Raw genomic sequence first — 14,366 nt, 5'->3', positions numbered from 1 at the left:
CCCGGCAAAGCCATCGAGAAAGCGCGAATTCCTCATTAGTGGCTTTTAACCTATCAAACCACGGCCATGACTAATAGTCATGATTTTTTGCCAAACTCCTGTTAGATCATGATTATCGCCTTTTGATCAGTCTCGGCGATCTTCGAGACATCAGGAGTACCCGTGTTACGACCCCCCAGAACCGTCGCCGCGGCGACACCCCTCGCCGTGATCCTCTCCCTCACGGCGACCCTCGTGACCGCCACCCCCGCCCACGCGGCCGATCCACCCGCCGTCGAGCCCCGCGCGGGAACCGACGCCCCCGCCCTGGTCAGCGGCCTGAGCGAGGCCCCGGTCGGCGGCGATCCCGTCGCCGTCGCCCGGCGTCACCTCCGCCAGGGCCGGTACGGCATCGCGGACGTGAACACCGACCTGGTCCCCGTCGACGTGGTCCGTGACGGCTCGGACGAGACCGTCCGGTTCGAGCAGCGCTACCAGGGCATCCGCGTGTTCGGCGCCAACTACCTCGTGCAGATGACCAGGGAGGGCGACGCCCACCGGGTCACCGGAGCGGGCGGCCGGTTCCTCACCGAACTGGATGTTTCGACCACACCGAAATTCCCGGAAAGGCTCGCCCTCGACGTCGCGCGCTCCCGGGCGGCGGCACGGACGGGCGGTGACGGCGGTGGCAGGGACACGCTCACCGCGACCTCCGGCGGGCTCGTCGTCATCCCCACCGGCAAGGGCCTGCTCGCCTGGAAGGTGACCGTCGCCGGGACCGACACGCGCAGGCACCTGCCGCTGCTCACCGACGTCTACGTCAACGCCGGGACCGGCACCCCGCTGTTCGCCTCCGACCGGATCCGCACCGCCGCCGAGGGACCGATCACCACCACCGGCACGACCGTGCGCGACAAGACCGTGCCGATCAACGCCTACCAGCGGGCCGACGGCAAGTACGAACTGCGCGACCGCACCCGGTGGGACGGCACCACGGGCGAGATCGTCACCTACGACGCGCAGGGACGCGACGTCTCGCGCTTCCAGGGCACCCTGCCGCAGGACACCCCCGTCGTCTCCTCCGACGTCCCGACCTTCACCGGCACCGCCGCGCAGATCGGCGCGGTGGACGCGCACTGGGGCGCGGGCCAGGTCTACGAGTACTACCGTCGTCTCGGCCGTGACGGGCTCGACGGCAGGGGCGGCTCGATGGTCTCGGTCGTCAACGTCACCTCCTACGGCGAGCCGTACATCAACGCCTTCTGGGACGGCACGAAGATGGTCTACGGCGGGGGCGGCGAGCAGTACTACTCGCTGGCCTCGGCGCTGGACGTGGTCGGCCACGAGATGACCCACGGCGTGGTCGAGCACACCGCCAACCTGGTCTACTTCGGCCAGTCCGGCGCGATGAACGAGGGCATCGCCGACTACTTCGGCAACGCCATCCAGGTCGAGGCCGAGGGGATCGACCCGGCGGGCCCCGACGCGGGACTGCTCGGCGAGTCGCTCTGCCGTACCGGCACACCGCGTCAGTGCGCCTTCCGGGACCTCAACGACGGGCGCGTCGCCGCCGACGACTACGTGGACGCGACCGGCCGGATCGACAGCGCGGGCGTCCACCTCAACTCGACGATCTTCAGCGGCGCGCTGTGGGACATCCGCGAGAAGCTCGGCGCGAAGGCCGACAAGATCGTGCTCAAGGCCCTGTCGGAGTACATGACCCCGCTCGACGACTTCACCGACGGCAGGCGGGCCGTGCTGGCGGCGGCCGTACGGTCCCGGCTCGGCGCGCGTGACCTGCTGGTGGTCGCGCGGGCCTTCGACGCCCACGGCATCAGGAACGGCTGGGAGCACCGCGTCGCGACCGACCACGACGTCCTGCTGCGCGGCATCACCGACTACTACGCCCAGCCGGACGCGGCGGGTGAGCGCTACGTGGTCACCAACTCCTCGGCCGACCTGACGGCCCCCAGCGCCGTCTACACCGGCAAGGTTCGTGGCGGCAAGGTCGAGCGGCTCTCGGCGCCGAGCGAGCTGTCGGTCTACGACCCCGTGACGGACGGCAGGAACGCGGCGTGGATCACCTACGCGGAGACGGCGGACGGCTGGAAGACCCAGGTGTGGGCCAGGCCGCTCGACCGCTCCCGGCCGCAGCGGCTGGTCTACGAGGGCGACGGCGACGTGCTCAACGCGGCGGTCGAGGGCGACACCGTCGCCTACTCGGTCTGGGACTCCGCGACGGGCGGCTACGACCTGTGGGTCAAGAAGGGCGAGGCCGCCCCGGTCAACGTGACGCCGCAGGCCGGGATCTACAGCAGGGCGCCGTCGCTCAGCAAGGGACGGCTCGCCTACATCAAGCTGTACCTGTGGGAGGGCGGCCCCCGCCGCATGGTCATCACCACCCGTGACCTCGCCACGGGCCAGGAGACGGACCTGCCCGCCCCGCAGAGCCCGCCCAACGTGATCGGGCTGGTGATCGGCCCTGTGCTGACCGGCACCTCCCTGTTCTGGCTCCAGGACGCCCAGCAGGACGGCCTCCAGGGCATCATGCGCGCCAACGCCGACGGCAGCTCCCCGGTCGCGCTCACCCCCGACGACGCCACGGCGCCGGAGCTGCTGGACATGGACGCCACGGACACGGCCATCACCTACAGCGTCTATCCCGACCTGACGGTGGTCACCAACGAGAACCTGCCCAAGATCACGCAGATCCCCGCCAGGGGCGGCAAGGCCGTACGGGTCACCTGTAACCGGGGCGAGCAGGCACAGTTCGCGGCGGTCGAGGGCAGCAGGGTGATCTGGATCGACGGCACCGCGGCCCAGGTCGACCTCGCGACCCGGGCTCACCCGAGGGGAACCTGCCGGGCCGCGTGAGCCGTACCGGACCGTTCACCGGACGCGGGGGCGCCCGGTGAGCGGTTCCATGGGCGGTATCAGATGGATCCGCCGTTAAAGTGTGATGATGTACGTACGGCAGTCCGACAAGCTGACCAACGTCTGCTACGACATCCGCGGTCCTGTACCGAAGCGCGCGGCAGAGCTGGAGTCCCAGGGTCACCACATCCTCAAGTTGCACATCGGCAACCCGGCTCCCTTCGGCTTCGAGGCTCCCGAGGAGATCCTGCAGGACGTCATCCGCAACCTGCCGGTCTCGCACGGCTACGGCGACTCCAAGGGCATCCTGAGCGCCCGCAGGGCCGTCGTGCAGCACTACGAGGGGCACGGCTTCCGCGATCTCGACGTGGAGGACGTCTACCTCGGCAACGGCGTCTCCGAGCTGATCGTGATGGCGATGCAGGCGCTGCTCAACAACGGCGACGAGGTGCTCGTCCCCTCCCCGGACTACCCGCTGTGGACGGCCGCGGTCTCGCTCAGCGGCGGCACCCCCGTCCACTACGTCTGCGACGAGAGCGCCGACTGGCTGCCCGACCTCGACGACATCACCGCGAAGATCACCGACAGGACGAAGGCCCTGGTGATCATCAACCCGAACAACCCGACGGGCGCGGTCTACCCGCCCCGGTTGCTCGAAGGCCTCGCCGAACTGGCCCGCAGGCACGGTCTCGTCGTCCTCGCCGACGAGATCTACGACCGGATCCTCTACGACGGCGCCGTCCACACCTCGATCGCGGCGCTGGCCCCCGACCTGTTCTGCCTGACCTTCTCCGGCCTGTCGAAGACCTACCGGGTGTGCGGCTACCGCTCCGGCTGGATGGTGCTCTCCGGTCCCCGGGAGCGGGCCTCGTCCTACATCGAGGGCCTCGACATCCTGGCCAACATGCGCCTGTGCCCCAACGTCCCCGGCCAGCACGCCATCCAGGCCGCCCTGGGCGGCCACCAGAGCATCGACGATCTCGTACGGCCCGGCGGCCGCCTGTGCGAGCAGCGCGACCGCGCGTGGAAGCTGCTCAACGACATCCCCGGGGTGAGCTGCGTCAAGCCGCTGGGCGCGCTGTACGTCTTCCCCAGGCTCGACCCCGAGGTCTACCCGATCGTCGACGACGTCCGCTTCGCCCTCGACCTGCTCGAACGGGAGAAACTCCTCATCGTCCAGGGCACCGGCTTCAACTGGCCGAGCCCCGACCACTTCCGCCTGGTCACCCTCCAACACGCCGACGACCTCGAAGACGCCATCAGCCGCCTCAGCGGCTTCCTGTCCACCTACCGTCAGTAGCTCCGGTCTAGGGTGGAGGGGAACGGCCAGACGGGGCCCGGGCAGGAGAGGTCTTATGAACCGGCTGAAGGACGCGACCAGCCCCTACCTGCTGCAGCACGCCGACAACCCCGTCGAGTGGTTCGAATGGGGTGAGGACGCCTTCGCCGAGGCCCGGCGCCGGGATGTGCCGCTGCTGATCTCCGTGGGGTATTCGGCGTGTCACTGGTGTCATGTCATGGCTCACGAGTCGTTCGAGGACCCGGCCACCGCGGCGATGATGAACGAGCGGTTCGTCAACGTGAAGGTGGACCGTGAGGAGCGGCCCGACGTGGACGCGGTCTACATGGCGGCGACCCAGGCCATGACCGGTCAGGGCGGCTGGCCGATGACGGTCTTCGCCACCCCGGACGGCCACCCCTTCTACACCGGGACCTACTTCCCGAAGGCGCACTTCCAGCGGCTGCTCGCCGGGGTCTCCAACGCCTGGGAGGGCGACAGGGAGACGGTCGTCGGGCAGAGCTCGACGATCGTCGAGGCGCTGAACGAGCGCAGCGCGCTGCCCACGGGACCGCTGCCCACGGCCAGGACGCTCGCCGAGGCCGTCGAGACGCTCGGCCGCTCCTTCGACCCGGTGCGCGGCGGGTTCGGCGGCGCGCCGAAGTTCCCGCCGTCGATGGCGCTGGAGTTCCTCCTCAGGTACGGCGCCGCCGCCAAGACGCCTCCCGGCGAGGAGGCCGCGGTCGTGATGGCCGAGCGGACGCTTGAGGCCATGGCCAGGGGCGGCATCTACGACCAGCTCGCGGGCGGGTTCGCCCGCTACAGCGTGGACGCCGACTGGGTGGTACCGCACTTCGAGAAGATGCTCTACGACAACGCGCTGCTGCTGCGGGTCTACACCCACTGGTGGCGCCTGACGGGCTCCGTCCTGGCCAAGCGGGTCGCGCTGGAGACCGCCGACTGGCTACTGGCCGAGATGCGCACCCCCGAGGGCGGCTTCGCCTCCGCCCTGGATGCCGACAGCGAGGGCGTCGAGGGGAAGTTCTACGTCTGGACGCCCGAGGAGGTCCGCGAGGTCCTCGGCGAGGAGGACGGCGCCTGGGCGATCGGCCTGTTCGACGTGACCGGGACGTTCGAGCACGGCACCTCGGTCCTGCAGCTGCCCGCCGACCCCGACGACGACGAGCGTTTCGCCGACGTCCGCGCCAGACTGCTGGCCGCCAGGGGCCGTCGCGTACGGCCCGGCAGGGATGACAAGGTCGTGGCCGCGTGGAACGGCCTGGCCGTCGCCGCGCTCGCCGAGACCGGAGCCGTCTTCCGGCGGGCCGACCTGGTCGAGGCGGCACGGGCCGCGGCCACGCTGATCGACGACCTCCACCTGGACAGCGACCGGCTGCTGCGCACCTCGCGCGACGGCAGGGCGGGGAGCAACGCCGGGGTCCTTGAGGACTACGGCGACCTGGCCGAGGGGCTGCTCACCCTGTACGGCGTGACCGGCGAGACCCGCTGGTTCGACCGGGCGGGCACCCTGCTCGACGCGGTGCTCGACCGCTTCTCCGACGGCTCCGGCGGGTTCTACGACACCGCTGACGACGCCGAGCGGCTCTTCCAGCGTCCGCAGGACCCCACGGACAACGCGACCCCGTCCGGCCAGTTCGCCGCCGCGGGGGCGCTGCTGACCTACGCCGCCCTGACCGGCTCGATCAGGCACAGGCAGGCGGCCGAGGAGGCCCTGGGCACGGTGACCGTCCTGGCGGGTAAGCACGCGCGCTTCGCCGGGTGGGGGCTCGCGGTCGCGCAGGCCGCCCTCGCCGGGCCCATCGAGGTCGCGGTCGTCGGCCCGGCGGGCGACCCGGCGACCACGGCCCTGCACAGGACCGCCCTGCTGTCGGCCGTACCCGGCCTGGTCATCGCGCTCGGCGAGCCCGGCTCGGCGGGGGTTCCGCTGCTTGAGGGGCGCGGGCTGGTCGGGGGGCTTCCCGCGGCGTACGTGTGCCGGGGGTTCACCTGCAGGATGCCGGTGACGACCCCCTCGGCGCTGAAGACCGAACTGCTCTCCTAGGAACCGGGTCTAGTTCGGGCGGGACTGGGTGACGTTGTCCTGGGCCGGAGCCTGGTCCCTGCCGCCGATGCCCGTCTCGTCGCCGTTGCCCTGATCAGTGCCGTTGTTCTTCCCGTTGCCCGAACCGTTGCCCGGCCCCTTGCCGTTGCCTGAACCGTTGCCGTTGCCGTTGCCCTGGTTGTTGCCCGGGCCGTTGCCGCCGTCGCCGGTGCCGGGGCCGTCGCCGTCCGGTCCCTCGTCCGTGCCGTCGGGCTCGGAGGTGTCGTCGGGGACCGGGGGCGTCGTCGCCTCGGATCGCCGGGGCGGCGCGACCGTCTCGTCCTGGGTGCCGTCCCCCGCGTCGTCGTCGGTGTCCGAGCGGTAGGTGTCGCCGTAGTTGGAGTAGCCGTAGTTGGACGGCTCGGCGAACTCCTTGACCGGCTTGCCCTCCATCGCCTCCGTCATGAACGCGCGCCAGATCTGGGCCGGGTACGTCCCGCCGTACAGGGCGCTGCCGTCGACGACGACCGGCTTGTTGTCGTCGCGGAACATGTCCACGGCCGTCGCGAGCTGCGGGGTGAACCCGGCGAACCACACCGAGGCCGACCTGTCTGTGGTGCCGGTCTTCCCGGCGACCGGGCGGTCGTAGAGGCGGGCGGCGGAGCCGGTTCCGGCGGTGACGACCTGGGTCAGCGCGTAGGTGGCGTCGATGGCGGTCTGCTCGGCGAAGGCCCGGCTGCCCCTGGCCTCGATCCTGGTGGTCTTGCCGTTCGCGTCGGTGATCGAGCGGATCACGTGGGCCTCGTGGTGGACGCCTCCCGCGGCGAAGGTGGCGAAGCCGGAGGCGTTCTGCACGGCGCTCACCGAGGCGACGCCCAGCGGGAGCGTGGCGGCCGAGCTGTGCGGGGCGAGCTGGTCGGCGGGGATGCCCGCCTTCTCCGCGGTCTCGACGACCTTGTCCAGGCCGACCTTCTGCCCGAGGTCCACGAAGGCGGTGTTGACCGAGCTCTGCGTCGCCTTGACCAGGTTGATCTGCCCGTAGGAGTATCCGCCGGAGTTGGGAATGCCCTCGCCGTCTGTGGTGATCCGCAGCGGGGAGTTGCCGTCCACCCGGGTGTCGAGGCCGAGGCCGCTGTCCAGGGCCGCGGCCAGCGTGTACGCCTTGAAGGTCGAGCCCGCCTGGACCTTGGCGCCGAAGGCGTTGTCGTAGGGCTGCTTCCTCCAGTCACGCCCGCCGTAGAAGGCGACGACCTCGCCGTTCTCCGGATCGACGGCGGCCAGGCCGGTGCGGACCTCCTTGGGGGTGCTCTCCGGCAGGACGGAGGTGACGGCCCGCTCGGCGGCGGCCATCAGGTCCTTGTCGAAGGTCGAGACGATCTTCAGGCCGCCCTGGTTGATGTCCTCGTCGGTGTATCCCCTGGTCCTCAGCTCGGCGGCGACCTGGTCGAGCATGTAGCCCTCCTGCCCCTTGGGGGCGAAGATCGGCCGGGGCTTCTTGAGCGGGGGGAACAGGGTCGTCGCCGCCTGCTCCGCGGTGAGGGCGCCGGTCAGCCGCATGCCGTCGACCACCGAGCGCCAGCGGGCCCTGGCCGCGTCGAGGTCGGCTCCCTCGGGGTTGGCGAACCGGGAGGGCTGCTGGATCACGGCGGCGAGGTAGGCGCCCTCGGCGACGGTCAGCCTGCTGACGTCCTTGCGGAAGTAGGCGTCGGCCGCGGCCTGGATGCCGTCGGCGTTGCGGCCGAAGTAGATCGTGTTGAGGTACTGCTCAAGCACCCAGTCCTTCGACTTCGACTGGTCCACCTTCAGAGAGATCATGATCTCTTTGAGCTTGCGGACAATGGAACGTTCCTGGCTCAGACCGCTGTAGTAGTTGCGGACCATCTGCTGGGTGATCGTCGAGCCGCCCTGGAGCTGCTGGCCGGTCAGCGTCGACCACATGGCACGGACGGTACCGGTGAGGGAGATGCCCTGGTCCTGGTAGAAGGAGCGGTTCTCCGCGGCGATGACGGCGTTCCTGACGTGCTCAGGAACCTGGTCGAGCGGCACGCGCTTGCGGTTGACGCCCTGCCTGGCCAGCACGGTCTTGCCGTCGCGGTAGTAGATCACCGATCCCTGGGCGGTCGCCTGCGGCTGGGTGCTGCCGGGGATCGGCGTCATCGCCCAGGCGAGCGCGAAGGCGCCGACCATGGAGAGCACGAGGGCGCCGAAGGCGATGAGAGCGATCTTCAGGAGCCTTCTCCTGGGCCCGGTCCTGCCCGCCCTCGCTCGGTCCTTGAGCACGCGTCCCCCTGTCCCGTTCGCGGCCGACCCCCCGCCGGCCGCACGGAACCGTAAGGGTAAACGATGCATAACGGTGTCTGAGCCTTGCTTGGGATAGTACGGCTAGCCCTTCGCCTGGCGTGGGGCGTCGGCCACCAAAGGAAGGACCCGGTATGGCACGGGTGTGTCCAAGGCGATGACCGAGGAGGTCCTGACCACGCCGTGGACCTCGACGATCAGGTCGATCACCCGTTGCAGGTCGGCGTTGCTGCGGGCCACGACCCGGCAGTGCATGTCATCGCCACCGGTGATCGTGTGGACCTCCAGCACCTCGGGGATGGCGGCGAGCTGGTCGGCGACGGGGACGTGTCCGCTGATCTGGCGGATCTGCAGGGTGACGAACGCCGTCACGACGTAGCCGAGGGCCGCGGGGTCCACGTCGGGGCCGTATCCGGTGATCACGCCCCTGGCGGCCATCCGGTCGAGGCGGGCCTGGACCGTTCCCCTGGCCACCCCGAGCCGCCGTGAGCACTCCAGGACGCCCAGCCTCGGTTCGGCGGCGAGCAGCGCGATGAGCCGCGCATCAAGGTGATCAATCGTCATTGTGTACAGAGACTCCTACGGGAGCGGCGGCCGATTGCGCATGTTGTCCACTAAACAAGCTAACTCTTGCACAACCAGCCCATCAAAACGGACAGTATCCGCATGAGCGACATCTTTCCCGTGAACGGCATGGACGCCGTGGTCTTCGCCGTCGGCAACGCCAAGCAGGCCGCCCACTACTACTCAAGCGCCTTCGGCATGCGGCTGGTGGCCTATCGCGGGCCGGAGAACGGCAGCCGCGAAGAGGTGGCCTATGTCCTCACCTCAGGAAGCGCTCGCTTCGAGTTCCGCGGAGCCGTACGGCCAGGCACCGGAGTCGCCCGGCACGTGGCGGAGCACGGAGACGGCGTGATCGACCTGGCCATCGAGGTCCCGGACGTCGAGGCGGCCTACCACGGCGCGGTCTCCCGGGGCGCCACGGGCCTCGTCGAGCCGCACACGGTCGAGGACGACCACGGCAAGGTCGTGCTCGCGGCCATCGCCACCTACGGCGAGACCCGGCACACCCTGGTCGACCGGTCCAACTACAGCGGTCCTTACCTTCCCGGCTACGCCGCGGCTGAGCCGATCGTCCCGGCGCCCGAGGTCAAGAACGGCCGGGTCTTCCAGGCCGTCGACCACTGCGTGGGCAACGTCGAACTCGGCAAGATGGACGAGTGGGTCGACTTCTACGGCCGGATCATGGGCTTCACCAACATGGCGGAGTTCATCGGTGACGACATCGCGACCGAGTACTCGGCGCTGATGTCGAAGGTGGTCGCCGACGGCAGCCGCAAGGTGAAGTTCCCGCTCAACGAGCCCGCGATCTCCAAGAAGAAGTCGCAGATCGACGAGTACCTGGAGTTCTACGGCGGACCCGGCGTGCAGCACATCGCGCTGGCCACCAACGACATCCTGGCGGCCGTCGACTACATGCGCGAGGCCGGGGTGAAGTTCCTCGACACGCCCGACTCCTACTACGACGACCCCGAGCTGCGGGCCCGTATCGGCCAGGTCAGGGCGCCGATCGAGGAGCTGAAGAAGCGCAAGATCCTCGTGGACCGCGACGAGGACGGCTACCTGCTGCAGATCTTCACCAAGCCGGTCCAGGACCGCCCGACTGTGTTCTTCGAGCTGATCGAGCGGCACGGCTCGCTCGGCTTCGGCAAGGGCAATTTCAAGGCGCTGTTCGAGGCGATCGAGCGCGAGCAGGACCTTCGCGGCAACCTCTGACCCTCCCCTGGCCGATCCGTCCCCGGGCGTCCCGCGAGAACACGCGGGCGCCCGGGTGGCCGGGAGTGTGATCTGTGGCTATACGGGGCTTGAGGGGTAATTTGTAACTCCCCTTGGCTTTGGGATAGCTGGTATGCGGTGATTCACGACTTATGGGATCATCGCCATCGGACAACTCAGGGCCTTCCTCCTGGTCCGACCAGCCACCGGGCTCCGGGCACTCCGCCGGGCCGTACGACCCGAGGCACGGATCGGGACCTCCGGGGCCCGAGTATCCGGGGTACGGCGCCGGGCCACCGCTCAGGCTCGGCGGGCGCTGGCGCCGGCTGTTCGCCGGAATCCTCGACATCATCATCGTCGGGATCATCTCCTCGCCCTTCACCTACCAGTCGTTCAACAGCGTGTGGGACACCAAGAAGGGCGTCTTCGTCCAGGTCCCCGTGCAGCACACCCTGCTGGCGAGCGTGATCGGCTTCCTCTACTACTGGCTGCTGACCGCCTTCTGGGACGGCAAGACCGTGGGCAAGAAGCTGTTCGGGCTGCGGGTGACCGACATCAGCGGGCGCAGGGTCGGCGTCGGGCAGGCCGCGATCCGCGAGCTGGTCGCGTGGGTGCTCTACGCCACCTGCTGCCTGGGATGGGTCAACCTCGCCTTCATCCTCTTCACCAGACGCAAACAAGCTCTCCACGACATGGCGGCCAAGACTCTGGTCGTGGATACCTGATCGTCCGAGGTCCCCCGTCTCGCTCGCGTAGTGTGCGACCAGAACGCCCGGTGCGACCGGGCGCGGGAGGGGGATTCGTGATCATGGCGTCCGGCAGGCTCGCCGTCGTGGCGACCGCGGTGCTCATCGGAACAATCGGCGCCACGGGGTGCTCGGCGTCGCGGGGGGACAGCGGCGCGACCACGGCCGTCGCCGACGGCTCGGCACCCGGCGACGAGGTGGCCGTCGAACAGCACCAGGGCAGGGCGGGGGCGGCCGGTATCGGCGACCCCGACTTCCCCAACGACGGCAACGGTGGCTACGACGTCGGCCACTACCGTCTCAAGATCGAATACGACCCGGAGAGGAAGCATCTCTCCGGCGTCACGACCGTCGAGGCGAAGGCGACCCAGAACCTGTCCAGGTTCGACCTCGACCTGTCCGGCTTCACGGTCGGCAAGGTCACCGTGAACGGCGCCGCCGCGCGTTTCTCCCGTTCGGGGGACGAACTCGTCGTGACCCCGTCCAGGACGATCCCCGACAGGTCGGCCTTCACCGTCGAGGTCACCTACGCGGGGCAGCCGAAGCCGGTGCGCAACTCCCCCAATCTCGGGACGTACGGGTTCATCCCCACCTCGGACGGCGCGTTCGTGACCAGCGAGCCCAACGGCGCGCGAACCTGGTTCCCCGGCAACGACCACCCGGCGGACAAGGCGCGCTATGACTTCGAGATCACCGTCCCCGAGGGCGTGACCGCGCTGGCCAACGGCGAGCAGGTCGGCAGCCCGGTCACCCAGGGCGGGAAGACGACCTACACCTGGCGGGAGAGCCACCCGATGGCGAGCTACCTCGCCACCGTGACGATGGGCAGGTTCGAGCTGCGCGAGGGGAAGACGGCCTCGGGCATCAAGAACTTCGCGGCCGTCGATCCGCGCTACAGCGGCTCGCTCAACGAGCTGTACAACCAGTCGGGCAGGATCACCGAGTACTGGAGCAAGGTGTTCGGCCCCTACCCGTTCTCCTCGACCGGTGGCGTGATCGACGACTTCCCCGCGGGCTACGCCCTGGAGAACCAGACGAAGCCGATGTACGGCGGCTTCAACCCCGGTGACGACGTCATCGCCCACGAACTGGCCCACCAGTGGTTCGGCGACAGCCTCAGCATCAGGCGCTGGAAGGACCTGTGGCTCAACGAGGGGTTCGCCACCTACGCCGAGTGGCTCTGGTCGGAGCACAAGGGCAACGCCAGCGCCGAGCGGATCTTCCGTAACCGCTACGCGGTCGACTCCGGCGCCGCCATCTGGAAGTACGCCCCGGGCCGCGCCAAGCCGGACGACCTGTTCAACGACTCGGTCTACACCCGGGGCGCCATGACGCTGCACGCCCTCAGGCAGCGGATCGGCGACCCGGCGTTCTTCAAACTGCTGAAGACCTGGAACGCCGAGCACCGGTACGGCTACGTCACGACCCCCGAGTTCGTGGCGCTGGCCGAGCGGATCTCGGGCAAGCAGCTCGACGGCCTCTTCGACGCGTGGCTGTTCACCGCGAAGAAGCCGACCACCTGGTAGGAGGCTCCGGGGTCAGTCGCAGACGACCTTGTAGCCGCCCTCGCGCAGGGACCCGAGCACCTCGTCCGAGTGGGCGGGGCCCTTGGTCTCCAGCTGTAGCTGGACCTCGGCCTCGCCCAGGTGCACCCCGAGCCGCTCGTGCGCGATGTCCAGCACGTTCGCGCCGAGCCCGGCCAGCTTGGCCAGCAGGTTGGCCAGTTCCCCGGGGCGGTCGGGCAGCGGGACCCGCAGGGTCAGATAGCGTCCGGCCGCCGCCAGGCCCCGCCTGAGGATCTTCGACAGCAGCAGCGGGTCGATGTTGCCCCCGGAGAGCACCGCGACCACGGGCGGCTCGAACACGTGGGGATGGGCCAGGATCGCGGCCACCCCCGCCACGCCCGCGGGCTCGACGACCTGCTTGGCGCGTTCGAGGCACAGCAGCAGCGCCTGGGAGATCTCGCTCTCGGAGACCGTGACGACGCTGTCCACCAGATAGTGGATCAGCTCGAAGGGCAGCTCCCCCGGCCTGCCGACCGCGATGCCGTCCGCCATGGTCGTCGCGGGCGGGATCGTGACCGGCTCGCCCCTGGCCAGCGAGGCCGGGTAGGCGGCGGCCCGCTCGGCCTGGACCGCGATGACCCGTACGCCGGGCCGCAGCGACTTGACCGCGAGCGCGACCCCGGCCGCCAGCCCGCCCCCACCGAGGGAGACCACGATCGTGCCCGTCTCGGGAAGCTGTTCCAGGATCTCCAGCCCGATGGTGCCCTGCCCGGCGATGACGTCCGGGTGGTCGAAGGGGTGGATGAACACGGCCCCCGTCCGTTCGGCGTGCTCGACGGCGCTGGTCAGGGCGCTGTCCACGGTGCTGCCCGCGAAGACGACCCGCGCGCCGTACGAGAGAGTGGCCGCCACCTTGGGCAGGGGCGCGCCCTGTGGCATGTAGACCGTCGAGGAGGTGCCGACCAGGCCGGAGCCGAGCGCGACGCCCTGGGCGTGGTTGCCCGCGCTGGCCGCGACCACGCCCCGCGCCCGTTCCTCCTCGCTCAGGCCCGCGATCCTGACGTAGGCGCCGCGCACCTTGAACGACCCGGAGCGCTGGAGGTTCTCGCACTTGAAGTACACGGGGCCGCCGATGGTCGCGGAGAGCACGTGCGAGTGCAGCAGTGGGGTGCGCAGGGCGACGTCGGCCAGCAGTTCACGGGCGGCGACCACGTCGTCGTAGGTCACCTGACGGTCTGACATGCGGGACATCCTGCCACCGTCGGGCGACTTCACTCCTCACGGCGCCGGAGGACGTCGCGTTCGGTTCGCCAGTCGGGGGCCGTGCCGTACACGGAAAAACTTGGACAAATCAAAATAACCGATCTATCAAATAGTTTGATCGCTTAAATACCTGTCCTCGCGTCAGTATGCTCGGCACATGGCAGACGACAGTGACAAGACCACCGTCGCCGAGCAGGTGTGGCGCAGCATGTTCGGATTCATCATGCACACCCGGCCCCGCAGGGACGCCGTGATCGCCGAACTCGGACTGACCCCCACCGAGGCCAAGGCGCTGGACTCCCTCGACGGGGAGACCGGCCGCACCATGAAGGAGCTGGCGGCCGAGTGGAGCTGTGACGCCTCGACCGCGACCTGGACCGTGGACCGGCTCGAACGCCTGCACATGGCGGAACGGCGCCCGCACCCCCAGGACCGGCGCGTCAGGCTCGTGGTCCTGACCCCGCTGGGCGTGACGACGAAGAACGAGATGACCAGGGAGATGAACACGACACCCCCCGAGCTGCTCGAACTCGACGAGGAGGAGCTGCGTGCCCTGCGCGCCCTGCTCTCCAGACTCCCCGGCTGACCGCGTCCGCCGTTGAATC

The 14,366-nt window shown here is 69.5% G+C and carries 10 protein-coding genes; 7 read left to right on the top strand and 3 right to left on the bottom strand.

Annotation, left to right across the window (positions count from 1 at the left end; genetic code table 11):
- The first annotated feature begins 162 nt into the window (after positions 1 to 162).
- The 3 genes from FHS44_RS24665 (at position 163) to FHS44_RS24655 (ending at position 6,194) form a co-directional block, all read left to right on the top strand.
- Complete coding sequence (locus FHS44_RS24665) at positions 163 to 2,853, top strand: M4 family metallopeptidase (RefSeq protein WP_184718594.1); 2,691 nt, start codon at positions 163 to 165, stop codon at positions 2,851 to 2,853.
- An 85-nt stretch (positions 2,854 to 2,938) separates the two neighbouring features.
- The gene (locus FHS44_RS24660; RefSeq protein ID WP_184718592.1) at positions 2,939 to 4,153 is read left to right on the top strand and encodes a pyridoxal phosphate-dependent aminotransferase; all 1,215 of its coding nucleotides are present in this window, start codon (positions 2,939 to 2,941) and stop codon (positions 4,151 to 4,153) included.
- Between the two features lie 55 nt (positions 4,154 to 4,208).
- Positions 4,209 to 6,194: a thioredoxin domain-containing protein gene (locus FHS44_RS24655; protein ID WP_184718590.1), complete on the top strand. Its 1,986-nt coding sequence runs from the start codon at positions 4,209 to 4,211 to the stop codon at positions 6,192 to 6,194.
- A 9-nt stretch (positions 6,195 to 6,203) separates the two neighbouring features.
- Here the strand turns inward: FHS44_RS24655 and FHS44_RS24650 are convergent, their stop codons facing one another.
- A complete protein-coding gene (locus FHS44_RS24650; protein WP_312863798.1) occupies positions 6,204 to 8,453 on the bottom strand; it encodes a transglycosylase domain-containing protein in 2,250 nt (749 codons plus the stop codon).
- Positions 8,454 to 8,555: 102 nt separating this feature from the next.
- Entirely contained in the window at positions 8,556 to 9,035 is a 480-nt protein-coding gene (locus FHS44_RS24645; protein WP_184718588.1) for an Lrp/AsnC family transcriptional regulator, read from the bottom strand.
- A 102-nt stretch (positions 9,036 to 9,137) separates the two neighbouring features.
- On the opposite strand from FHS44_RS24645, the gene hppD reads away from it, so the two are divergent.
- The 3 genes from hppD (at position 9,138) to FHS44_RS24630 (ending at position 12,519) form a co-directional block, all read left to right on the top strand.
- A complete protein-coding gene (hppD, locus tag FHS44_RS24640) occupies positions 9,138 to 10,247 on the top strand; it encodes a 4-hydroxyphenylpyruvate dioxygenase (RefSeq protein WP_184718586.1) in 1,110 nt (369 codons plus the stop codon).
- Between the two features lie 152 nt (positions 10,248 to 10,399).
- Complete coding sequence (locus FHS44_RS24635) at positions 10,400 to 10,972, top strand: RDD family protein (protein WP_184718584.1); 573 nt, start codon at positions 10,400 to 10,402, stop codon at positions 10,970 to 10,972.
- An 83-nt stretch (positions 10,973 to 11,055) separates the two neighbouring features.
- Complete coding sequence (locus tag FHS44_RS24630) at positions 11,056 to 12,519, top strand: M1 family metallopeptidase (protein WP_184718954.1); 1,464 nt, start codon at positions 11,056 to 11,058, stop codon at positions 12,517 to 12,519.
- A gap of 12 nt (positions 12,520 to 12,531) precedes the next feature.
- Here FHS44_RS24630 and ilvA read toward each other — a convergent pair whose 3' ends face one another.
- The gene (gene ilvA, locus FHS44_RS24625; RefSeq protein WP_184718581.1) at positions 12,532 to 13,740 is read right to left on the bottom strand and encodes a threonine ammonia-lyase; all 1,209 of its coding nucleotides are present in this window, start codon (positions 13,738 to 13,740) and stop codon (positions 12,532 to 12,534) included.
- A gap of 178 nt (positions 13,741 to 13,918) precedes the next feature.
- Between ilvA and FHS44_RS24620 the strand changes: the two genes are divergently transcribed.
- A complete protein-coding gene (locus tag FHS44_RS24620) occupies positions 13,919 to 14,347 on the top strand; it encodes a MarR family winged helix-turn-helix transcriptional regulator (RefSeq protein WP_184718579.1) in 429 nt (142 codons plus the stop codon).
- Positions 14,348 to 14,366: the final 19 nt, after the last annotated feature.

This window comes from Streptosporangium saharense (assembly GCF_014203715.1).
In the GTDB taxonomy this organism is placed as follows: Bacteria; Actinomycetota; Actinomycetes; order Streptosporangiales; family Streptosporangiaceae; genus Streptosporangium; species Streptosporangium saharense.
This window is presented reverse-complemented; position numbering and strand designations above follow the sequence as displayed.

Coding starts and splice junctions, on each gene's coding strand:
- FHS44_RS24660 (WP_184718592.1), top strand. CDS start 2,939: ATGATGTACGTACGGCAGTCCGACAAGCTGACCAACGTCTGCTACGAC.
- FHS44_RS24655 (WP_184718590.1), top strand. CDS start 4,209: ATGAACCGGCTGAAGGACGCGACCAGCCCCTACCTGCTGCAGCACGCC.
- FHS44_RS24645 (WP_184718588.1), bottom strand. CDS start 9,035: ATGACGATTGATCACCTTGATGCGCGGCTCATCGCGCTGCTCGCCGCC.
- hppD (WP_184718586.1), top strand. CDS start 9,138: ATGAGCGACATCTTTCCCGTGAACGGCATGGACGCCGTGGTCTTCGCC.
- FHS44_RS24635 (WP_184718584.1), top strand. CDS start 10,400: ATGGGATCATCGCCATCGGACAACTCAGGGCCTTCCTCCTGGTCCGAC.
- FHS44_RS24630 (WP_184718954.1), top strand. CDS start 11,056: ATGGCGTCCGGCAGGCTCGCCGTCGTGGCGACCGCGGTGCTCATCGGA.
- ilvA (WP_184718581.1), bottom strand. CDS start 13,740: ATGTCAGACCGTCAGGTGACCTACGACGACGTGGTCGCCGCCCGTGAA.
- FHS44_RS24620 (WP_184718579.1), top strand. CDS start 13,919: ATGGCAGACGACAGTGACAAGACCACCGTCGCCGAGCAGGTGTGGCGC.